Consider the following 22,096-nt stretch of genomic DNA (forward strand, 5'->3'; position numbering starts at 1 on the left):
TTATAAATCGTTGAGAAATATAAATTCGCAACCTTTATAAATATATGAGAACTAACAATTCTCATGATTGAGGAAGTTGCCAAGTTTAACCCATGGTGGGAAGATAGAGAGGATTATCACGTCAGGCTGTGGAGGGCTCAAAGGTATAGATGGAGACCGAACTGGATTGATGAGCTTTCTTTGGAACCTTTTTCTCTCAATTTTGTCCTTGGGCCGAGACAAGTTGGGAAGACAACAGGGATAAAAATTTTGATTTCAGAGCTTATTAAAAAAATTGAACCTGAGAGAATTCTTTATCTCAACTGTGAAATTTTTCCTGACTTTATAACACTTAGAAAGCTCATTGAAGAATTCCTCAAAGAGGAAAAAGAACCCTTTGTATTCCTTGATGAGGTCACAAGCCTAAGAGAATGGTGGAAGGCAGTCAAACCATTGATAGACGCTGGTGAGCTTGAAAATGCCGTTATTACAGTGACTGGTTCAAGTGCTTTGAAGGTTAGGCGAGATATGGAACTGTTTCCGGGGCGGAGAGGGAAAGGGAAGACTGTTGAAGTCCTGCCCCTCACCTTTAGGGGGTTTGTTGAGGTTTATGGAATTAAAAAGTGGAGACTTCGCTATGATGAGGTGCTGGAGCTTTTTAATAAGTATCTTGAAATTGGCGGCTTTCCTGGAAGCATAAATGGCATGCCAGTTGATGATATTCTGGGTTCATATGTAGGGGAATTTGTTCGCTTTGATAAGAGCTTGGAAATAATGAAAGAAGTGTTCTCCTCTTTAATGCTTACTATTCCCTCTGCAACGAGCTTTCGTTCTTTGGCTGAAAAAACCTCAGGATACTCATACAAAGTCGTGCAGGATTATCTCGAATTTCTCAGAGATTTATATGTTCTTGAGTTTGCTTATCTCAAAGGAGGTTCCCGGGTTCTGTACAAAAGAGAAAAGAAGATATTCTTCAGAGACCCTCTTCTCCTAAGGCTGTTTTCTTTATGGAGTGGAACTAAGCCTGTAGAATCTGCGATTTATGAAAATATAGTTCAAGAACATCTATACAGGAAATTTGGTGAAATTTACTATTACAGAAATAGGTATGAGATTGATGCCATTGCTGATGGACTTAGGGTTGAGGTTAAGGCTGGAAAAGCCCATCGCAAGTATCCACGAACCGTCGTTGTGCTTGAGAAAGAAGACATCCCGAGATTCTTGATTGAACTTTTCTCCTGAGCAAAAACTTTTTATTTGAGCAGTAGATTCCTAAGAAGTTATAAACACAGATTCCAACTATGAAGCGGTGGTTCCATGATTCGCTTGCCTTTTAGAGATGGCTTTTATGAAGTTAATCCGAGCAAGATAATATCCCTTGGGAGGAATTATGCTGAACACGCAAAGGAGTTAGGTCATGAGGTTCCAAAAGAACCAGTAATTTTCTTAAAGCCTCCTTCCACTTTGATAGGGCCTAATCAAATTATAATCTTGCCACGGAAGAACAAAGAAATTCACCACGAAGTTGAGCTTGCCGTTATTATAGGGAAGAGGGGGAAGAACATCCCGAAAGAAAGAGCTATGGATTATGTGCTGGGCTATACAATTCTGCTCGACATCACCGCTAGAGACCTGCAGTGGGAAGCTAAGAGAAAGGGTCTCCCTTGGACAGTTGCTAAAGGCTTTGACACCTTTGCACCTATTGGACCAAGAATTGTCCCAAAAGAAGAGCTTGATCCGAGCGATCTTGAGATAGGACTGAAGGTTAACGGAGAAGTTAGGCAGCTCTCAAGGACAAGCAAGATGATTTTTAAGATTCCGGAGATAATCGAGTACATCTCAAGCATAATGACGCTTGAAAAGGGCGACATAATTGCAACGGGAACTCCAGAAGGCGTTGGTCCCCTAAGGCATGGCGACACGGTTGAGGCGTGGATTGAGGGTATAGGAACGTTAAAAGAAGAAGTATTGGCGGAGAGGTCAATATTGTGCTGATTTCTTTTCTCTCAGCTTCACAGAAATCCACTTCATCTTATTTTCTTCATTTTTAACAACCAAAATGTAGTCTCCTTGTGGAATCTTGACATCGTTGAACTCAACTGTTTTCACATGTTTCCAAGCTTTGTAATACTCAAAATGCTCTTCTTGCTTCATTTTCTCAAAGTTTTCTTTGGTTAGAATGTAAATGCTTATCTCTCCATCAGCTTTTATGTACCCGCTCAGTGTTGAGCTGCCAAGAAGGTGATATACCTTATATTCATTGAGGTTTGTTTTCCACTGGTATGTATAGCTCCCGTAGTGGGAAACTACACCATAAACTACAATTCCGATTATGATTAGCATTGCTAATGTTGCTACAATACCTCTTCTCATGCTATCACCGAAAAGAGTAAAGAAAATCGGTTTAAAAGTTTTATTGTATAATGTAGAGATGAACTCTCAATCCACCATGTCCCACTAATCGGTGATGTAGGATTCTAAATCCATTCTCTGCAAATGCCTCTTCAATCGCTCTTTTTTCTGTTGTTAGAAAAACTCCTCTCTTCTCTAAAACTTTTGACAGCTGAGAGAAGAAGTCCATGTAAAGCTTCGGGATTAGGCTTTTCTTACCTATTTTTAGACCGTAGGGTAAATTGCTTATGGCAAAATCAACGCTGTCAACGTATTGAGTCAGCTTTGTGGCATCTCCTTGAATGAACTCAATCTTACCCAAAACCCCAGCCGCTAAAGCATTCATTCTGGCTCCTCTTAAGTGCTTTTTGTACTTCTCAATTCCTATTATTCTCCCTTCATAGCCCTTCAAAGCCAGCTCAATTAATATAGTCCCGCTTCCACACATTGGGTCAATAACGGAGCCACCATCTAACTCAGCAAGCTCAATCATTGCATTTGCTATTGAAGCTTTCAGATGAGCTGGATGGTCATAGACACGCCAAGACCTCTTGTGCAAAGAAGAATCTCCAGTTGTGTCAATTCCTAAGAAAAATGTATCATCAATGAGTTCAGCCCTAAAAATCACGCTTGGATGATCTAAATTCACTTTAGGCTTTCCATATCTGCTGAGTCTGTCATAAATTGCACTCCCAACTGTTTTTGCAATATCAACGCTTGTAAACTCATGCTCGCCTTTTCTGAAAGGTCTCACAGCAAAGCTTTCTGTTATTTTCACATAGTTTTCAATTGGAAGAGAATACACGAAATTGTAAATCTCTTTGAGTGCTTTTTCTGGTTCTTGGCTTTCAATTCCTTTAAATTTTAACGATGCTATCTCAACTATTACACGATGCAAAAGTCGGGAATTCTCGTTGAGGAAAGTTGCTGGGTTGAATTCTCTCTTTTTGCCTTTCTCATCGGTGTAAAAACTCTCCTCAACTTCTGCAATTAAGCGACCTTCAACTCCAAAGGGCTTTTCCTCGACACTAACTTTGATTTCTTTGCTCTCAAATAATCTTTCAACTTCTTTTTTGGCTAAATCTTCAATTCCTTGTGAAGTAGTCAATAAGAGCCTCATCTTAATCACTCCAAAATTACTATAACTCCCTTCCACTTCTTTCCAAAGCATTCACTCGCTATGACTTTCTTTCCAGTTAGCTTTTCCAAAAGCTTAATTCCACCATCGCACTTCTTAAACCCTGTTGCTATACCCACAGTAAAGCCTTCAATTTCCTTAATCCCAACCCTCTTCACATTGCTTGGTTCAATCTTCTCTCTAAACTTCCAGAGTATTCTCCTTGGATCTAGCAAAAGTTCTCGCTCAATTTCCTCAAGGATATCACTGTATGCCCACTGGAATTCTTCTTCTCTCTTTTCTTCCCTCCCAAAAAGAGTAAACTTTCCAGTCTGCCATTCTCTGAGGAAATACCTTGCTGCTTCCTCAATGTCAACTTCTCCTCCCTTTCTAAGTAAACCTTTCTTTCTGCCAATTGCCTCTAAAATCTGCTCCTCACTTTCAAACTCTTGGATGTCATATTTCTCAGTCAAAGCTTCTTTTCTAGTCTCAAGAATGTGTTTAATGAGCTTTAACGCTGGCTTTACTGGATCCTCTATTTTGTCCGCTGGAAAGCCTCCTCTAATGACAAGCTCATCAAAATCATCTATCGGCACAACACCTGGGGAATCAATCAGCCAAATTTTCTTACTGAGCCTTATGAGCTGTTTCCCTTTTGTGTATCCTGGAATTGGGGCAACACCAACAGCGTGTTTACCTTTGAGAACATTAATTATCGTGCTCTTTCCGACATTTGGATAGCCAACCAATGCAACTTTAACTTTTTCTTTTCCTTCATCAAACAGCCCTTTTGCTATCTTTTTGATCTCTTTCCTTAGTATTCCTGTCCCCTTTCTCTTTCTTGCACTGATAAAAACCATCGGAACATCGCTTTTTCTCTTATACTCCTCAGCCCACTCTTTAGGAACTAAATCTGCCTTGTTCATGACTATGAGTAGTTTTTTCCCGCTTTCCTTAACTAGCCTCTCAACCTTTAAATTTCTCGTTCCAATTGGATCTCTTGCATCTACTACTTCAACTACAATATCAGCCTCATCTATTACTTCTCTCACTACTCTCCATGCCTTTTTCTGCTTCATCTCGCACCACCGTTATCTCAAATATCACAGTCCCCCCATCTGTGTAAGGCGGTCCGGGATCAAGGCATTGCACATATGCTTTATCTCCTTTTCCTAGACCAATCTCACTCGGCTTAACTCCTTTTCTAAGTGCTACTATATAAGGGATCAGTGAAGCAAATGCATGAGTGCATATTGCATCTGTTTCTTCTAACTTCACTTGTGGCCCTTCAATAACTATTTTGTCCCCAACTTTAAACACTGGGCACTTTCCTTTAATTTTTATAGCTCTTATGACCAGTTTCTCCATATCCACCACCGAAATGTAAATAAGATTTGAAATTAAAAATTACTTCGAATATACTGAGAGGGTAGTGTGGGAATTTAATGGAATAACTTTATGGTGGTGCTCATTGTGGCTGAGGACATTGAAGAAAAGATCAGAAAACTTAGAGAGTTAGGTAGGGCTCCAATTCAGCGAGAGACAAAACCTACAAAACCTATTTTACCTGCTGAACCTCAAAGAAAAATTTCCAAGATTGGAACATTAAGAGAAAAGGAAAGAAAGAAGAGGGTATTAATTGGAGCATTCGTTGTAATTGTGATTATATTGATTGCTTCTTTTGGTGTCTACACTTTTATCCAAAGACAACAATTAAAAAAACTTGAAGCAGCAAAACAAGCAAAAATAGCAGAAGTTAACGCGTATTTTAAAGGTGAACTTGCAAATGATTCTGTAAAAATTGAGTTGATTAAACGAATAGAATCTGCAAAGAGCATTGAAGAGCTTAATAATATTAATGTAAAAGCAGCATATGAGAAAAGATTAGCTGAAATACAAAAACAAAAAGAATTAGAAGAACAAAAGAAAGCACTTGAGGAATTGAATAAATTAAAAAGCCAGCAAATCGTGGTGATTACCCAAGCATTTGATCAGCTATTATCTCAACCACTTCCTGAAGATATTAGGACTGAAGCTATTAACACTCTAAATGAGCTTAAACAGAGAGTTAATGAGGCTAAAACTCAGGAGGAAGTTCTTTCTGTTGATCCAACCCCCTATTTAACCACTCTTTGGAGAAGGTATTACTTTTACTTGATTGATTCAATTCCAACACAGCGGGTTATTCTTAGGAAGAATGGTGAGGCTCATATCTATACAAAACTTGAAGCTAAGCAAGTTTTAGGAAAAATTACTGATTATCGTGAATTAATGAAATATACTGTTGAAAAAGTTGAGTTAGTTAAAATGGCATTAGTAGTAAAGCGAGAAAACGTTGTAGGAGCGTTTTTATCCTCAGGAGATAAAATAAAAATTTATGCCAGAAACCAAACAACTGGAAAGTACTTTGAAATTGCTGATGAGGGTTATTTAGATTTGATATTACTTCCAACGTCAGTTGGCCAAATATCACTAAGTGAATCTCAGGGAGAAGGAAGTTCAATTTCGTCTTCTTCCTCAACTAGTTATACTACTTCCCAATCAACATCATATAATGTTGGAGAAGAATCTCTTTCAAATTCTCAATCGAGTACTGATCAATATTCCACAACCCAATCAAGTAGTGAGACCTCAAATGCATATTACAATTACAATGTTAACCTCGCTGAAGTTTTAAAAGCGATAGCCGCTGGAAAAATTAATGCACCTGAAGAAGTCAAAGAGCAACTTTCCAAGTATGGATGGAAAGTTCTTGATTTAGAGAAAGATACAAGAATGCTCGTAGTTGATCCAAGTACTGAAGTACTTGTTATCTTTGAAGTTCCCTCAGATTTTGTTCCAAAGATATTGGAGTATAAAGACGCAATATATATCGTAAAAATTGAAACAGGGTGACAGAGTATGAAAAAACTTCTGGGTCTGTTGCCTTTATTATTACTAATTGGGTTGATTTCTCCAATGGTAAAGGGAAGTCCTACCGGTGATTTACTAATAGACTTAAATGTTACTTTGGTAAATCCCACTCCATTTCCAAAATTTGTAGTTGTAAATCCCCAATATAACTACACTGTATATAGAGAGCCTTATAACGAAATAGGAAAATTAAATTCTTTGCCTGGCTTCTGGATAAACCCATATGAGAGTTTAAAAGTTAATGTTGTGATAAATGATACAATATTAATCCCGGCAAACTACACATCCAAAAATACCAACATCTTCCAAGGAATAGTATATCCGAAACTCGTTGTATTGCCAAAATTATTCAAAATTAATGATGTTATTATGGGAGACATTATGATTGTGGAATACCATGGAAATGTCAAAATGAGGGTTAAAAATTCACCTTATGATGGAAGATATGTTTTTGCAGTAGGCATGCCTGTGATTTTTATGGGAGCAACACATTATGATTTTGTTCCAAAATATACCATGTGGTTTAGGGATTATTTTGAATTTTTGAAATCGTATCTCCCGCTTAAAACTTATAACAACGAGTCTACAAGAGTTTTAAACATTACTAAGAAAAATTCTGTATTATTCTCCCTCTCTGATAGATTGATTACTGGAAAAACCCTAAAGAAGAACCAAATTATTAATAACGAGGAACATAAACTTGATTTTCCAATATGGATTGTATGGCTTGGAGAGGGTAGTATTGAAATAAGTTACCAAGTAAAATGGGAGAATATGGAGAAGGTGAACTCCAGTGGAGGAAAAGAAAAAGAAAAAATCTGGTTTATTTTGGATAAACGAGATATTGAATGAGGGAGCGACCCCATTAGAAGACCTTCTTAAAGAAGAGGAATCTGGCGAAGAAGTTGGGGAGAGTGAGAAGAATATTTTATCATTTCTCCATGAAGAAAGTCCCGAAGAACCCACATCGAACACACTGTTAAAATCTACTTCTGAGGCTTCACCTGCACTTCAACAAATTTTGGGGGGGACCCTATCTCAACAAAGGAAATTACCTTTCTTGGCTCCTGAAAGTGAAATGGAAGTCTTAGCAGAGTACGGGAATGTTAGGATAATAAAGGTTAAATGGGAACCAGTACCTGTTTATGAGCTCAAATTGCCTGAGCTTAGTAACGAAGAAAAGAAGCTGCTTAATATGATTAAGGATAGGGCAGTCGTACAAATTCGAATAAATCCTGAGAGTATTCCTGATATTGAGGAAAGAAGAAGGATATTTTTCAAAGCAGTAAAACAGCTAGCTAAAGAAATGGCACCAACATTCTCTGAAGGAAAAATTGAATTATTTGCCCAATTAATTGTTCAAGACATGATTGGTTATGGAAGAATAGATCCTTTGGTGAGAGATGATAATTTAGAAGAAATTATGGTCATTGGGGTTAGAAAGCCAGTATATGTGTGGCATAGGAAGTTTAATATGTGTAAAACTAATATTGTTTTTGATAATGAAAGGGAACTTCTAAATATCATAGAAAGGATTGCGAGAGAAGTTGGCAGAAGGATTGATCAGCAAAGTCCACTTTTGGATGCTCGTTTATCAGATGGGAGCAGAGTAAATGCTACAATCCCACCTATAAGCTTAGATGGCCCTACCTTAACAATTAGAAAGTTCAAAAAGGATAAATTAACTATTATCGATTTAATTCGATATGGCACATTTAGCTTGGATATTGCTGCATTACTGTGGATTTTTGTTGATGGATTAGGAGTTAAGCCCGCAAACATTCTTGTAGCTGGTGGAACTGGTTCAGGTAAAACAACCACACTGAACTCTCTTGCAATGTTTATTCCACCTAATGAAAGGGTTATTAGTATAGAGGATACAGCAGAATTGCAGTTACCCATTGAACATTGGGTTAGACTAGAAACGAGACCCCCAAATATTGAAGGAAAGGGAGAAATTACAATGGATGATTTAGTTAAGAATACCTTGCGTATGAGACCGGATAGAATTATTGTTGGTGAGGTCAGAGGACCCGAAGCGAGGACAATGTTTACCGCGATGAACACAGGACATAATGGAGCGTTATATGATTTCTCAATAATACAGCTTTCTGATGGGAGATTTGAATTAATTGGCACGCTTTGTAACAAATTATTTGAGAAATACAAGGAGAGAATAAAAACATACAAAGATTTGGAGTACATTGAGTTGGAGGAAGAGGATCGCTTTAATGTTGTTAGCGTTGGACCTGATTTAAAGTCTGGCACTCATACGGTCTCAAAGATATGGAGAAGGAAAGTAAGAGAAGGAGAGAAGCTTGTGAAAATTACAACAAGGACAGGCAATGAAGTCATCCTTACAAAAACTCATCCATTCTTTGTATTCTCTGATGGTGATGTCGTTAGAAAAGAGGCAGGAAGGCTCAAAGTTGGAGATAGAGTTGCAGTAATGATGAGACCTCCAGAGGTGCCAAATAGGAATTATAAAGTCCCTCTAGAGCTATATTCAGGGATAAGTAGCTACTATCTTGTTCCGAATGAAAAGGGAGATATTCGAATTCTAGGAAAGAGATACAAGAAAGTGAAAAACAATGGATTACCTCCAGAGGATGCTGAATATCTGATGTCAATAAATTCAGCACCTGTAAGAATTGTTAGAGAGCTTGATGACAAGCTTTCATATATCGCTGGTGTTATTCTTGGAGATGGATACATATCCTCAAATGGATATTATATATCTGCAACATTTGATGATGAAAGATATATGAGTGCGTTCATAAATGCCGTAAAGGAATATCTTCCAAATTCAGAACCAGTTATAAAGGACAATGGAACGAGCAAAGTCGTAACCTTTGGTTCCAAAATATTTGCTGAGATGTTATCAAGGATATTCTCAATTCCAAAGGGCAAAAAATCAGATAGCTGGGATGTACCTGATGCTGTGTTACACAGTGAGGATTTTATAAAGCATTTTATAGCTGGTCTCTTTGATGCTGATGCCTATGTTGATAGCAAAGGTCCTTCAATAATGCTAATAACAAAAAGCGAAAGTGGTGCAAGAAAGATATGGTATGCCCTCCAGAGGCTTGGTATTATAAGTACGGTATCAAAACAAAAGAATAGAGGCTTCAAAGAAGGCTATATCTTTAGAGTCATAGTAAGAGGTATTGAAGACTTGAAAAAGTTCTATGAGCTAATTCCTCTTCAAAATGCCAAGCGTAAAGAAGAGCTTCGGAAGATTATAGAGAACAAGAAAAGCTATCGCGGAAATCATGTTTATCGCATACCAATTTCCGGCAAGATGATAAAGCCGCTGAGGGAAAAATTGAACTTAACTGTGACAGAGCTCTCTAAACTGGCTTCAACTTATGCAGGAGAGAAAGTTTCGGAAAGCTTAATCAGGCATATTGAACATAACAGAGCATCTGAAATCAGACGCTCAGCTCTTAAAGGAATAGCACTAGCTTTTCAGAGGGTTGCTCAGGATATTAACGACTCAGAAGCATGGGTATTTGCAAAGAAACTAGAGCTCCTTGCTGATGGAGATGTTTACTGGGATGAAGTTGTTAGTGTCGAAGAAGTTGATCCAAAGGAACTCGGCATAGAGTACCTCTATGATCTTACGGTTGAGGAAGATCATAACTATGTTGCAAATGGTATTTTGGTATCTAATTGTATGGGTACTATCCACTCAAATTCAGCGAGAGAAACAATTGTTAGACTTGAAAGTCCCCCAATGAATGTCCCGAGGATTATGATACCTGCATTGGATATTATCATAATGCAAGTAAGATATCACAGCAGAAAAAGAGGGACTTTAAGAAGGATAACTGAAATTGCTGAAGTTTCTGGAATTGAAGGGGACAGTGTTCAGCTTAATACACTATATAAATATGATCCAGCAAAGGACATGCTTGTCTCAACAGGAGTACCTAGTAGGTTCATGAACACACTTTCTCAGTTCTCTGGTCTTACTTTAAAAGAATTAGAGTTTGAAAAGGAAAAAAGAAAGCTGGTATTGCAATGGTTGTTAGAAAAAGGAATCAGGTCACTACCAGAGGTTGGGCAATACATACGGCATTTTTACATTGATCCTGATGAAGTGCTGAAAACAATTGAACGAGAAGCCTCGTCTATGGAACTTGCGAACAAAGTTAAGGAGTTCATATAGCGGTTATGGTGGTAGCATTGGACATCAAGGCTAAATTAATTCATATTCTCGAAAAAATTGGAGCAAAAACTATAGAAGTTAGTGAAAAGCCTATTAGAAGGGTTCCCAAGGGTAGAACCCTTCAAGAGCAGATAGCTCTCTTGAGGCAACTAAAAAGAGAGATTGAAAAAGGAGAAAAAGAAGAGGAAGAAATACCCCTTGAAGAAATACTAGAGATAAGACTGGAAGAAATCCAAAGTCCTTTATCTAGGAGACTGACGGATGCCGTTTTAAAATATTTCAGAGGTCCAGTTGAAATCCTAACAAAATCGCTCAAAGGCCTTGATCAAGATCTATATAGGGCAAATATGAGAATTTTTAAGGAAAGATATGTGGCATTAATGTTGATATTATCCTTCTTGGCAGGAATTTTTTCCTTTGTTTTTGCGACACTCATCATGATGCCAATTTCTATAGCTTTTATGTTTGGTACATTGGGCTTTATTCTCACCTTTGTGTACATGCGTCATTATCCTAGGATTGTCTGGAGAAATAGGGTAGCTGAAGTTGAAAAGGCACTTCCTTATGTATTAAGACACATGGCTGCACTGTTAAGTGCTGGAGTAGGTATAGCAGAGGTCTTGGTTTCGGTTGCTCGCGCTGATTATGGTGTTGCCTCTGAAGAGTTTGCAATCGTTGTAAGAGAAATGCAAACAGGTTCGTCATTTGAGGAGGCACTAACAAACTTTGAAAAAAGAATGAATTCAGAAAATGTTAGTAGGGTTATAAAGCAAATTTTGAGAGCAATAAAATTTGGTGGTAATCTGGCTGAAATTCTTTACAAAATGGCCGAAGATTTTTCTTTTGAATATAGAATGAAGCTAGTTGATTATGTTCAGAAAGTTGCCGGAGTGGCCTTTATATATATGTTTATTACAATCGTTATGCCAACGATGTTAATTGTAGCAATTCTAGCAGCGTCTATAATGGCAAAGAGACTTGTGTTGCCAATTTCGGGTTTAGCTGCATTGTTACTTTTTGGCTTTCCCATGTTAGCATTTTTAATGATTGTTATGATAAAACGTAGGGAGCCGAGGTGAGTATTCAATGAGAAGATACCCACCACGTCGATGGAGAGTCATTGTTAATTTAGTTTCGAGAATAATCCCTGAAAAAATTTTAAAGAAATACGAGTTTTTGCTTTACTCTGCAGGAATAAAGTTTTTGGCCTCTGAATATCTAACGATTTCAATTTTGTCTTCTTTTGGTGTGTTAATTGCCATGTACATTCTCACTAAAAATCCTCTCTATACTCTTATTGGAGTTGTAGCAGTGTTGACTTTCCTCCTTATAATATATCCAAACTGGAAAATTTCAAAAAGGGTAGCCGAAATGGAGCAAATGTTGCCTGATGCATTCTTCTATCTAGCTAGCATTCTTAGAGCTGGAGTCTCTTTTCCAGAAGCATTAGAAGATATTACAGAGACAAAATTTGGGGCATTGACTGAAGAGTTCAGGAGAACAGTTGAAGAGATGAGAAAAGGGAAATCAACCATTGAGGCATTAAGGGCATTTGCTCTTAGAAATAAGAGATCTCCAATTATTTATCGTTCAATGATGATTATAATTGAATCAATGGAAAGAGGAGCACCTATGGCGGATGTATTAGTCTCGGTGGCTAATGATGTAAGGGAGATACTTAGAATAAAAAGAGAAAGAAAAGCATCAACAGGAATGCAAGCAATGTTTTTCATAGCATCTAGTGGTTTTGTGGGTCCCTTAATAATTGGGATGGTTTCTCAGCTTGCTGCTGGGTTAAGTGGTCCACAAACTGGAATAGAATTACCTGTAGATGAGCTGAAAACAGTTCTAATGCTTTTCGTCATAATTCAGGCCATAATTTCGGGAATAGGGATTGGTGTTATAAGAGAAGGCAACTACTCCAGTGGAGTTAAATATAGTGTACTTTTAGCCATAATGGCGGGTATTATATTTAGTCTCGCATCTAGATTAAAGCTAATTTAAATGGCCCCGAAAAGTGGAGATTTAAACTGAAAAAGATTATAAAATATTCAAGTCCCTTGTTTTTCTGCCTTTTGTATGTCAACTATTTCCACTTCGAATATCAACGTTTTTCCCGCCAATGGGTGATTGAAATCTAAAGTGACCTCCTCTTCTCCAACTTTTGTAATTTTTGCTATTCCACTGTCTGTCATGACATACATATCTTTAACTGGCTCTATTCCAGCGTTTTCAAAATCTGAACGAGGAACATTGATAATGAGGTCCTCTTTGGGCATTCCATACCCAAGCTCTGGGGGAATAGTTATGATTTTCTTTTCTCCTACCCTCATGCCAATTAATGCCTCATCCAGTCCAGGAATTAGTTCGCCAACTCCAATATTAGCGCCTATAGGTCCGTATTTGCGATCTTCAACGTAAATACCGGCTTCTTTGGCAATATCCTCATAACTTGTACCAAAAACTTCTCCATCCTCAAATTTTCCAATGTAGTTAAAAACCACAAAATCCCCTTTTTCAATTTTCATTTTCTTCACCAAACTTACCTTGATAATCCCCATAGTAGCCGTACCTTTATAACGTTTTTGGTCAATATTATACAACTTTGGGAAAAAGTATATATACAATGCTGACAACTAATATTTGGAGGCTACATTATGGGATACTTTGCGGAAATGCTTAAAAGAGAGTTTAAAGAGCTTGACGTTAAGGATATCTACACCACTAAGCTCGGAAGTAGGGATATAGAGATTCTGGAAGCCACTGCTCATGACACTAAGTTTCCAGCCATGTTTCAAAGTGAGGAGAAAAAGTATGGGATTTATCTTTGGTCACTAATAATAACCAGTACAAACAATACCAGAACAATTCGAGGTTTGGACAAGCTTGATACTCTAAAAATGAGGATTAAAGAAAATGTAAGGGCAATAGTGGAAGGAATGGAAAAGGATTAGTCCTCTGGAAGCAGGTAGTAGAGATAGTGTGGTCTATTAGTGAATTCATCTATAAAGACTACGACACCACTTTTTGGTGGTTTTAGATAGTGAACCTCACCTTTTTTTGTTGTTACAGCAGCAAATGCATCGCTTTTTCTTACTCTATTGCCAACACCAGCAATTAAAGTTGATACATAGCCCTCAACAGGAAGAATCATTAGTTCATCGCCCTTATATAATCTAATTTCTGTTCTTCTATCAGGTAAAACAATTATAGCATCGCAGAGCATCTTGTGCTCATATTTATCAACATAGAAATGGAATCTATCATACACCTCTTTTCTCAAAATTTTTGCTTTTTCTCTGTCTATAAACTCTGGAATTCTCTCTCCCTTTTTGAGCCTCACTTCAATGTTATCCTGAATAATTATGCAGTCAACTTTAGCTTTCCCATCTTTATCAAAGCACTCCTCATACGAAGATTCCACATATAGCTGAGGTATCCTTTCCATACATCACTCACCTAACTTTTTCAACAATGTAAAACTTTTTAAGTTTATCCGTCATAACTATTTTTTGGTCAAAATGAAAAGAAAAGGCCTAGCATTGTTCTTAGTGCTGTTTCTCCTAATGGCGCTGATAATGAGTGGCCAGGCCAAAATAGAGGAGATTCCAAAGGGTTCACAAAATTATTATTGGATTGGTCTGTTGTTTGGAATTATCGTGATAGCTGCGGGCTTTATTATTATCCAGATACTTTTAAGTTGGCAAGATCTGCCTACAAAGGGCAGAGCTGATAATATTAATTGGCAAATAATAGTTGCAATTTTTACTGGAACGTTGATGCTTTCTTTACCCTTGCTTTTTATGGTTTCTAAAGCTCAGTTCTCTCCGATAACAGCAAATAATACCACCACACAAGGGGTGTATGTTGTTAACGGAAGCTATCATGTAACGTATTACGAAAAATACTTTAGGAATCCAGTTTTTCTCGGAAATCCTAGCACAAAAATTATTCTCTATGGATTTTTCGGCATAATATCAGCAGCTTTGATATATCTCTCGATAGCATTCTACAGAGACTTAAGTACTAGGAGAAGGGTAAAGAAGCTTAGGGAAGAAATTCAAGAGTTTGATAAAAGGCTTAAGGAAGACGGGATTTCATTCATCGGAGACCCCAAAGATATTGTCATTAAGCTATACAAAAACGCCGTGATATGGCTTGAAATTTTGGGAATTCCCTACAGGGAAAGCTGGACTCACTGGGAGCATGCAGAGAGAGTAAAATACAAACATGATGCATATGTTGAACTTGCACAGCTTTTTGAAAAAGCCAAGTATGCTCCAGAAAAAGTAACTATGGAAGATGCTAAAAGGGCTTATGAGCTTTACCTAATAATTAAGGGTGATGAGCATGAGAGTTAGTAAGGCACTATTTCTTGCAGCCCCATTTGCTTTAATGGCGTTTTTAGCTGGTTCTTATTTGGTAAGATGGTTGGGTGTTATGATAGCGGGAGTTATTCTAATTGTGGTTCTCTTTGGTTTGGAAATTCAAAGTGATTACGTTCCGAGAAGAAAGCGAAACTTGATTTCCGGAAAGAATGAGCTTGAGAGATTGACCTCTGTTGTAAAGCGAGCTAGAAAAGGCAAGATGGCAAGAGAAATTATTGCTGAGGAAATTAGGGGAATTTACGCTCTTCTCTCTGATGAATATACATATTTTGATCTTAAATCAAATCCTAATGAGGCGCTAAGGCTTCTCTACTCTGAAGGGGACTTTTATGAAAATCTGAAAAAAGCTCTAGAAATCGTGGAGGCGGATTTGAATGAAGATAGAAGAGGTGCATGAAAAGGGAAAAAGGATATTAAATGAAGCTGGAAAAGCGATAGTTGGCAAAGAGGAAGTTCTTAAGCTCATATTAACAACAATCCTTGCAGATGGGCATATTTTGATTGAAGACTTGCCAGGATTGGCAAAAACACTTATGGCAAAGAGCTTTGCAACAGCCTTGGGAGTTAAGTTCAGAAGAGTTCAGTTTACACCTGATTTATTACCCTCAGACATTTTGGGTGTAAGTGTCTTCAACCAGAAAACATTGGAATTTGAATTCAGGAAGGGTCCAATTTTCACAAACATATTATTGGCCGATGAGATTAATAGAGCTCCACCAAAGACTCAATCCGCACTATTGGAGGCAATGCAGGAGAGACAGGTGACGATTGAGGGTAAAACGTACTATCTGGAGAGGCCTTTTATTGTTATTGCAACCCAAAACCCAATAGAGCAGGAAGGAACTTATCCATTACCGGAGGCTCAGCTCGACCGTTTCCTTGTTAGGCTTAGAGTTGGCTATCCAACCAAGCAGGAAGAAATTGAGATCCTCAAGAGGAGAATTGAGAGAAAGAAGGAGGAAGTTGACATAAATCCAATAGTTACTCCAGAAGATGTCGTTAAAATGCAGAGAGCTGTTGAAGATGTCTACGTTAGCGATGCAATTTTGGAATACATAACCGACATTGTCAAAGCCACAAGGGAAAGCAAGAGAGAGATTGATATTGGAGCTTCTCCGAGAGGAAGCTTAGCTTTACTTAAGCTATCAAGAGCGTATGCTGCTTTGGAAGGCAGAGACTACGTCATTCCAGATGATGTTAAGAAAGTTGCAGTGCCTGCTTTAAGTCATCGTTTGATACTAAAGAGAGAGCTCTGGTATACGAGAGTCAGCCAGGAGAGCGTCATGGAGAGGATTTTGGAGAAAGTCCCTGTTCCGAAGTTTGAGTAAAGGGGATTCCTATGGAAAAGAAGTTCCAGCCTACAGGAAAGGCAGAGCAGCTGTTGCTTGCCTTGTGGCTTTCAGTAATGGTAGCTTTCTTCATGCTACGCTGGGATATGATTTACCTTACACTACCCATCCTATGGCTTTTCTTTGTTGCAATAACTTTCTTCAAGCCAAGACTTGACGTAGAAATCCAGAGGGTTTTACCTCACGACAGAATTCTTGAAGGGACTGAAGTGGAGATAAAGCTGAAGATTAAGGCAAATGAGAGGATACCAAGCTTAAAAATTATTGACGATCTTCCAAAGGGTCTTGAACTTATTGGGGACAGAAATGAGTTTTTGCTGTCCTTTACAAGAGGTGAAGAAAAAGAAGTTTCTTACAAAGTCAAAGTCAAACGCGGCATTCATGAGTTCAATTTTGTTAAACTCAGCTATCAAGACCCATTTGGCTTTTTCAAGATAGAGAAAACAATTGATTTGTATGATGAGCTTATCGGAGTTCCCACAATTGAAGACGTTGTAACACCTTATTCAACTAAGGGCACAAAGGTTACAGTTGGACCTCTACCTTCTCCGAGAGTAGGTGAGGGAGTTGAGTTTCACGCGATCAGAGAATATCAGCCCGGTGATCCATTAAAGATAATCAACTGGAAAGCGACTGCAAAGACTGGAAAAATAATGAGCAACGAGTATGAAAGCGAGAGAAAAGTTGATGTAATCCTAATCGTTGATGCAACATATAAAGGCGAGAGCATCTTTGATAATCTAATAAGAGCTACTGCATCATTTATGCTGGACTGCCTCAACAACGGAACGAGCTTTGGGCTTTTGCTAGCTGAAGATGTCCCCTTATGGATTAGAGTAGATTACGGAAAGAGGCACTTCTTCAAATGCATTGATTTCTTAAGCATAGCAAAGCCAGATAAGAACAACATGATAGCCTACCAAGTTGAGCATTTGGTTAGGAGTAGGTTTCCAGCGAGGGCACAGATACTTTACTTCTCACCACTTATAACTGAAGAAGGAAGGGAAGCTTTGAGAGTGTTATACCGCTATGGTTACAAGGTTGTAGTCATAAGCCCAAACCCTTACTCGGTAGTTAAACCCAAGAGCGAGGAGGAAGCTTTAGCTCTAAAGATACTTCAGCTCAAGAGAAAAGCCTATTTAAGGAAGCTTGCTGCATATGGGATAATAATAGATTGGGATATTAACAAACCCCTTAAAACAGCGGTAGCGGAGGTAGTTAAGATATGAAAAAGCCGAGGATAAGATTTTCGCCGATACCTTTAATCATTTTAGCATTCCTCTTGCTCAGCTACCCCAAGCTTCTGCCCGTTTTAGTCTTGGCTTTACCAGCGTTTTTATCGTACTTTCTTGGAATGTTCTTTTTGGTGGCTTTCATAATTTTGCTCCTTTACTATAAAATTGGGGATATATTTGGTGTCCTTTTAGTTGCTCTAGCTCTGCTCTTTGTGGAATCTGCATACTTGGATAGGGAAAAAGCTCCGAAAGAGCATTATTTAATTTTGACGGTTTCAGTCCTCTTAGCCCTGCCGACTTATTTGTTCATCAGAACTCTGGCAGTAGCAATGCCCCGTTTTGAAGTTACGGCGATAGCGATGCTGATACTCCTTACCCTCTATGCCTTTTCGAAAGTTGTGACTGATTAGATGCTCCAGCTCCCCTTTTTCTTCAGCACTTCCCTTGCTCTAAAGAGACCTTGGGCAACACATTCTTCCAAGGACTTTCTTTTTGAATAATACGCTAAAAATCCACCAGCAAAGGCATCGCCTGCTCCAGTTGGGTCAACGATTTTGTCTATGGGCAGAGCTTTGAATTCTGCAAACTTCTCTCCATCATAGACGAGAATTCCCTTTTCTCCTCTTGTTATCACAACGATTTTAGCTCCCCATTCATGAAGAACTTCCGCTGCTTCTTTGATGTCCTCTGTTTTTGTTATCACTCTTGCTTCTCTTTCGTTTGGGAAAATTATCTCTGCATTTTCCACTATCTTTTTTAAAAGCTCAGTTTTTGTTTTATAGTCCCCCATATATGTTGGATTAAAATCGAGGCTTATTCTCTTGCCCTTTAGGCGTTTAACTAATTTTAGCTGCTCTTCTGGTGGAATTGGTGCTATGTGGAAAACCTCGGCACTCATGTATTCCTCCGGAATTTCAATTTCACCCATCCTTTGAGCAACGCCCATATCAACGGGAGCGTCAACACTTCCATCCTCATGATATATCATGTAAATGTGAATTGTCCTCCCTTCGAGGATGTGAACTCCTCTAATATCCAAAATTTCGCTCAGCTTTTTTAACCACTCTTCTGGAAAATCCCTGCCGACCTTAGTAACCAATCCAACTTTTGCGCCGCTTAGGGCTGCTGAGGTTGCAACGGCAGCGGCAGCTCCTCCCGGTTGCAGAATCTCTTCTCTTTTGGGGAACCTGATATGGTCTATTGAAACATGGCCAATGACTACCAAATCTAACTCCATATCGCCCTCCCCTAACTTGACAGATTGCTTTATTTATCTTTTGGCTGTTGAGTAATCCTTTTCTACTCCTCTTATTCCGTTTAGATGAACATCGAAAAGATTTAAAAGGCTGAAAAAGAATCTTAAAACAAAGCTTAATGGGTGATTAAAATGGAAGAAGTCTTCCAAAACGAGATTATAAAACAAATTTTGCTGAAATACAGGACGATATGGGCAATTGGACACGCTCAAAGTGTTCTTGGTTGGGATATGGAGGTAAACATGCCAAAAGAGGGTATAACTGAGAGGAGTGTTGCTCAAGGAGAACTTTCAGTGTTGAGTCAGAAGCTAATTTTGGATAAAAAATTTGTTGAACTCGTTGAGAAAGCAGACGGAGAAGACCTTAACGATTATGAAAGAGGTGTTGTGAGGGTTCTTAAGCGCTCAATTAAGATAGCAAAGGCCTTTCCTCCAGAATTTGTTAGAGAGATAAGTGAAGTTAGGAGCAAAGCAACGATGGCATGGACAGAAGCAAAGCAAAAGAACGATTTCAAACTCTTTGAGCCTTATCTTGACAAAATCATAGAACTTTCAAGGAAAGCTGCTGACTACCTTGGCTATGATGAGTATCCATACGATGCTTTACTCGACCTGTACGAAGAAGGATTGAGGATCAGGGACTTAGACCCAATATTTGAGAAACTCGAAAAAGAGCTCAAGCCTATTCTTGATAGAATTCTTGAGGAAGGGAAATTCCCAAAAGAACATCCACTTGAAAAAGAGAAGTACGATATTGAAGCGATGAAAAAGGTAAATCTCGAGATACTCAAGCTTTTTGGCTATCCTCTAGGGACAAGAGGCCGCTTAGATGTTTCGCCCCATCCATTTACAACAGAATTTGGAATAAAAGATGTTAGAATAACAACGAGATATGAGGGTTTTGACTTTAAGAGAACTCTATTGGCAGTAGTCCATGAATTTGGACATGCCCTCTATGAACTTCAGCAGGATGAAAGGTTCATGTTCTCTCCAATAGCGGGTGGGGTTTCACTTGGAATCCACGAGAGCCAGAGCAGATTCTGGGAAAACATCATCGGCCGCTCAAGAGAATTTGCAGAGTTAATTTATCCACTTCTCAGGGATAATCTTCCGTTTATCTCAAACTATACTCCAGAAGATCTCTATTATTACTTCAACACTGTTAGACCAGATTTCATTAGAGTTGAGGCTGATGAAGTAACTTACAACATGCACATCCTCTTGAGATACAAGCTTGAAAAGCTCATGATAAACGAAGGTTTAAATGCGAGTGAAGTTGCAGAACTTTGGAACGATGAGATGGAGCGCTTGTTGGGAATTAGACCAAAAACCTACAACGAGGGAGTTCTTCAGGATATACACTGGGCTCATGCAACAATTGGCTACTTCCCAACATACACATTGGGAACACTTCTGGCAACCCAGATTAGGGCATACATCACTAAGGACATTCCAGACTTCTATGAGAAAGTTCAGAGAGGGGAATTCGAACCAATAAAAGAATGGTTGAGGGAAAAAGTGCACAAGTATGGCTCAGTATACCCACCAAAAGAATTGTTAGAGAGAAGCTTTGGAGAGGGCGTAAATCCAGAATACTTCATTGAGTATTCGAAGGAGAAGTATCTTTAACTCTTTTCTTCTATTCTAAAATTGTTAACCTTAAGAGCATCTCTTGTGGTTTGTGCATAGTGTTTAAGTTCTTTAGTTAGGATAGTATATTGCAGAGTTTAACACATAACAAAAGCTGATTCAGAGGAGAGACGGAGAACACCCCAAAAATACTTCCAAGCTAATTAAACCTTGTAAGTTAGTCATCTCCCTGAAGGGTTCGTTGTTTTTGTTTTGGCTTGAGATTATAGCTGATTATCTGTACCTCTTTTAGAGGGATGTAATCCTCAATTGGGATGTATAATACCAAGAGTTCAATAGAATCGAGCGAGCTTAGCCTTCTCATAAGCACTCTTTGGTTCTTGGTAAGAGTGGCTTCTCTCCCGACTTTTCCACTCTTAACTTCCACAAGAATGATTCTCTCGATTTTTAGAACTGGTAATTCGAAACTTTTTTCCTTCATTTCTTCAGAGATAACATTCAGTCTTTGCTTTCCTACATTGTTAGCAGTTAAAATCACGTAATCTGGCTTATACCCTATGTTCTCTAACACTTTACGCAACATTACAAGCTTTTCAACTTCATCCAAAGACATAAAGCAGGCTATTGACAAATATCTTACCAAATGGGCCATCCTTTCTTGAAACTCATCACGAGTGCCACCAAGAAAATTAATGCTACTCACTACGTTCAGACTTTCATCCATTATATGGATATAACTATCAAAATGATTTTCCTTCCACTCTGTCCATTTAACTTCAATAAGTACTCGATTGAAATTTGGGAGTAAGACTAAGCGTTTTAGCATGCCTCCAGCGGTACTTAGCTTCTTTAACAGTTCGGGAGGGTAGCTCGATGGGCCTTTATGACGATATTCATAATGGGATGAAAATTCCGGATACTCGAGCAAATATTTATCTACAGACTTTCCTCCTTTATAATCTCGATATCTTCCTCTGATATAATTAGGCGTAAAAACTCGGATATAATCATAATGCTTCTCAAAATCAGGAATTACTCTATAACTTAAGTAAGCTTCCGCAATTTTTTCTGCAAATTGTCCCTTTAAGTTATTCGCTACGCTTAGGGGAATCTCAAAGACTTCCTCGCTGGTTTTGTTTCTCTCTATGTGCAATGGAAATTTCATTTGGGCCCACCTAAAAGATTAAGTTTCCAAAATACTTAACTCTTGCTGGAATAACCTAAAACATTGGTGAGAAATTATGCGTCTCTGGTTTCTGCATCCGAAAAGGGAATCTTAAAAGATATAAAGAACCCAGAGCCTTGAGATTGGAGGAGAGAGGTAAACCCAGTCTTCTATGTGGTATCAGGTGCCAAGGGAGAATAAGAAAAAGGGTAGTTTACTCTAGCGGCTCCACCTCTATCGCAACAACGCCCCATTTTTTCTCTTCTTCTTCGCTGTAAAACTGTCTGTAAATTTTAACTCCTTCCTCTATGCTTTTAATCCCTGGTAAAACGTTCTCCAAGCCTTCTTTTTTGAGCATTTCTTTAAAGGAAGGGTAAACCCTAATGTCCTTAACTTTGACTTTAAGCTTTCCCTCGAAGATTATGATGTCTCCTGGCTTAATTTGTCTGCGCTTTTCGTCATATAACCTTCCCTCTATCCTTTTCTTTCCTTCAGCAATTAGTTTGAGGTACTCTTCTTGGAGCCCCATTTCCCATTCCATGA

The 22,096-nt window shown here is 38.5% G+C and carries 23 protein-coding genes; 14 read left to right on the forward strand and 9 right to left on the reverse strand.

The genetic code is table 11. From position 1 onward, the window contains the following. Positions 1–63 precede the first annotated feature (63 nt). Both TES1_RS09670 and TES1_RS09675 read left to right on the forward strand, forming a co-directional pair. On the forward strand, positions 64–1,221 hold the full coding sequence (locus TES1_RS09670) for an ATP-binding protein (protein ID WP_042682306.1): 1,158 nt from the start codon (positions 64–66) through the stop codon (positions 1,219–1,221). A 75-nt stretch (positions 1,222–1,296) separates the two neighbouring features. Then, the gene (locus TES1_RS09675) at positions 1,297–1,974 is read left to right on the forward strand and encodes a fumarylacetoacetate hydrolase family protein (protein WP_042682308.1); all 678 of its coding nucleotides are present in this window, start codon (positions 1,297–1,299) and stop codon (positions 1,972–1,974) included. Here TES1_RS09675 and TES1_RS09680 read toward each other — a convergent pair. Genes TES1_RS09680 through TES1_RS09695 form a run of 4 tightly spaced genes read right to left on the reverse strand, consistent with a single transcriptional unit; the run spans position 1,960 to position 4,855 of the window. Beyond that, positions 1,960–2,352, reverse strand: a complete 393-nt coding sequence (locus tag TES1_RS09680; protein WP_042682310.1) for a hypothetical protein — start codon at positions 2,350–2,352, stop codon at positions 1,960–1,962. The genes TES1_RS09675 and TES1_RS09680 overlap by 15 nt on opposite strands. 40 nt (positions 2,353–2,392) lie before the next feature. Then, positions 2,393–3,490 (reverse strand): tRNA (guanine(6)-N2)-methyltransferase, encoded by a 1,098-nt coding sequence (trm14, locus tag TES1_RS09685; protein WP_042682311.1) that lies wholly within the window; start codon positions 3,488–3,490, stop codon positions 2,393–2,395. 5 nt (positions 3,491–3,495) lie between these two features. Further along, complete coding sequence (locus TES1_RS09690) at positions 3,496–4,566, reverse strand: GTPase (protein WP_042682313.1); 1,071 nt, start codon at positions 4,564–4,566, stop codon at positions 3,496–3,498. Further along, positions 4,520–4,855: a TIGR04076 family protein gene (locus tag TES1_RS09695; protein ID WP_042682315.1), complete on the reverse strand. Its 336-nt coding sequence runs from the start codon at positions 4,853–4,855 to the stop codon at positions 4,520–4,522. Before TES1_RS09695 ends, TES1_RS09690 begins: the two co-directional genes overlap by 47 nt. Before the next feature lie 105 nt (positions 4,856–4,960). Between TES1_RS09695 and TES1_RS09700 the strand changes: the two genes are divergently transcribed. The 5 genes from TES1_RS09700 to TES1_RS09720 are packed head-to-tail and all read left to right on the forward strand — an operon-like array spanning position 4,961 to position 12,575. Continuing rightward, the gene (locus TES1_RS09700) at positions 4,961–6,382 is read left to right on the forward strand and encodes a DUF515 domain-containing protein (RefSeq protein ID WP_042682317.1); all 1,422 of its coding nucleotides are present in this window, start codon (positions 4,961–4,963) and stop codon (positions 6,380–6,382) included. 6 nt (positions 6,383–6,388) lie between these two features. Continuing rightward, on the forward strand, positions 6,389–7,252 hold the full coding sequence (locus tag TES1_RS09705) for a hypothetical protein (RefSeq protein WP_042682318.1): 864 nt from the start codon (positions 6,389–6,391) through the stop codon (positions 7,250–7,252). Continuing rightward, positions 7,194–10,571, forward strand: coding sequence for an ATPase, T2SS/T4P/T4SS family (locus TES1_RS09710; RefSeq protein ID WP_042682320.1), 3,378 nt, complete (start codon positions 7,194–7,196; stop codon positions 10,569–10,571). Before TES1_RS09705 ends, TES1_RS09710 begins: the two co-directional genes overlap by 59 nt. Positions 10,572–10,588: 17 nt before the next feature. After that, positions 10,589–11,650: a type II secretion system F family protein gene (locus TES1_RS09715; RefSeq protein ID WP_227738487.1), complete on the forward strand. Its 1,062-nt coding sequence runs from the start codon at positions 10,589–10,591 to the stop codon at positions 11,648–11,650. A 7-nt stretch (positions 11,651–11,657) separates the two neighbouring features. After that, positions 11,658–12,575 (forward strand): type II secretion system F family protein, encoded by a 918-nt coding sequence (locus tag TES1_RS09720; RefSeq protein ID WP_042682325.1) that lies wholly within the window; start codon positions 11,658–11,660, stop codon positions 12,573–12,575. 47 nt (positions 12,576–12,622) lie between these two features. On the opposite strand, the gene TES1_RS09725 is transcribed toward TES1_RS09720, so the two are convergent. After that, complete coding sequence (locus TES1_RS09725) at positions 12,623–13,099, reverse strand: FKBP-type peptidyl-prolyl cis-trans isomerase (RefSeq protein WP_042682327.1); 477 nt, start codon at positions 13,097–13,099, stop codon at positions 12,623–12,625. 129 nt (positions 13,100–13,228) lie between these two features. Here TES1_RS09725 and TES1_RS09730 point away from each other — a divergent pair, with 129 nt between their 5' ends. Then, positions 13,229–13,525 (forward strand): hypothetical protein, encoded by a 297-nt coding sequence (locus TES1_RS09730; RefSeq protein ID WP_042682329.1) that lies wholly within the window; start codon positions 13,229–13,231, stop codon positions 13,523–13,525. On the opposite strand, the gene TES1_RS09735 is transcribed toward TES1_RS09730, so the two are convergent. Then, positions 13,522–14,019 (reverse strand): DUF2118 family protein, encoded by a 498-nt coding sequence (locus tag TES1_RS09735; RefSeq protein ID WP_042682330.1) that lies wholly within the window; start codon positions 14,017–14,019, stop codon positions 13,522–13,524. The two genes, TES1_RS09730 and TES1_RS09735, sit on opposite strands and share 4 nt — an antisense overlap. 73 nt (positions 14,020–14,092) lie before the next feature. Between TES1_RS09735 and TES1_RS09740 the strand changes: the two genes are divergently transcribed. The 5 genes from TES1_RS09740 to TES1_RS09760 are packed head-to-tail and all read left to right on the forward strand — an operon-like array spanning position 14,093 to position 17,953. Further along, positions 14,093–14,932 carry a DUF4129 domain-containing protein gene (locus TES1_RS09740; RefSeq protein ID WP_227738521.1) on the forward strand — a complete coding sequence of 280 codons (840 nt, stop codon included), beginning with the start codon at positions 14,093–14,095 and terminating at the stop codon, positions 14,930–14,932. Continuing rightward, entirely contained in the window at positions 14,922–15,356 is a 435-nt protein-coding gene (locus TES1_RS09745) for a hypothetical protein (RefSeq protein ID WP_042682333.1), read from the forward strand. The genes TES1_RS09740 and TES1_RS09745 overlap by 11 nt, the downstream gene beginning before the upstream one ends. Then, complete coding sequence (locus TES1_RS09750) at positions 15,334–16,287, forward strand: AAA family ATPase (protein WP_042682337.1); 954 nt, start codon at positions 15,334–15,336, stop codon at positions 16,285–16,287. The genes TES1_RS09745 and TES1_RS09750 overlap by 23 nt, the downstream gene beginning before the upstream one ends. A gap of 11 nt (positions 16,288–16,298) precedes the next feature. Continuing rightward, entirely contained in the window at positions 16,299–17,537 is a 1,239-nt protein-coding gene (locus TES1_RS09755; protein WP_042682339.1) for a DUF58 domain-containing protein, read from the forward strand. After that, the gene (locus TES1_RS09760) at positions 17,534–17,953 is read left to right on the forward strand and encodes a hypothetical protein (RefSeq protein WP_042682341.1); all 420 of its coding nucleotides are present in this window, start codon (positions 17,534–17,536) and stop codon (positions 17,951–17,953) included. Before TES1_RS09755 ends, TES1_RS09760 begins: the two co-directional genes overlap by 4 nt. Here TES1_RS09760 and TES1_RS09765 read toward each other — a convergent pair. Next, positions 17,950–18,780, reverse strand: coding sequence for a carbohydrate kinase family protein (locus TES1_RS09765; RefSeq protein ID WP_042682342.1), 831 nt, complete (start codon positions 18,778–18,780; stop codon positions 17,950–17,952). The genes TES1_RS09760 and TES1_RS09765 overlap by 4 nt on opposite strands. A gap of 150 nt (positions 18,781–18,930) precedes the next feature. Here TES1_RS09765 and TES1_RS09770 point away from each other — a divergent pair, with 150 nt between their 5' ends. Further along, positions 18,931–20,427 (forward strand): carboxypeptidase M32, encoded by a 1,497-nt coding sequence (locus TES1_RS09770; RefSeq protein WP_042682343.1) that lies wholly within the window; start codon positions 18,931–18,933, stop codon positions 20,425–20,427. 178 nt (positions 20,428–20,605) lie between these two features. On the opposite strand, the gene TES1_RS09775 is transcribed toward TES1_RS09770, so the two are convergent. Beyond that, positions 20,606–21,553, reverse strand: a complete 948-nt coding sequence (locus TES1_RS09775) for a hypothetical protein (RefSeq protein ID WP_042682344.1) — start codon at positions 21,551–21,553, stop codon at positions 20,606–20,608. A gap of 214 nt (positions 21,554–21,767) precedes the next feature. Next, complete coding sequence (locus TES1_RS09780) at positions 21,768–22,094, reverse strand: ASCH domain-containing protein (RefSeq protein WP_042682345.1); 327 nt, start codon at positions 22,092–22,094, stop codon at positions 21,768–21,770. Positions 22,095–22,096: the final 2 nt, after the last annotated feature.

It is taken from the genome of Thermococcus paralvinellae, assembly GCF_000517445.1.
Taxonomy (GTDB): Archaea; Methanobacteriota_B; Thermococci; order Thermococcales; family Thermococcaceae; genus Thermococcus_B; species Thermococcus_B paralvinellae.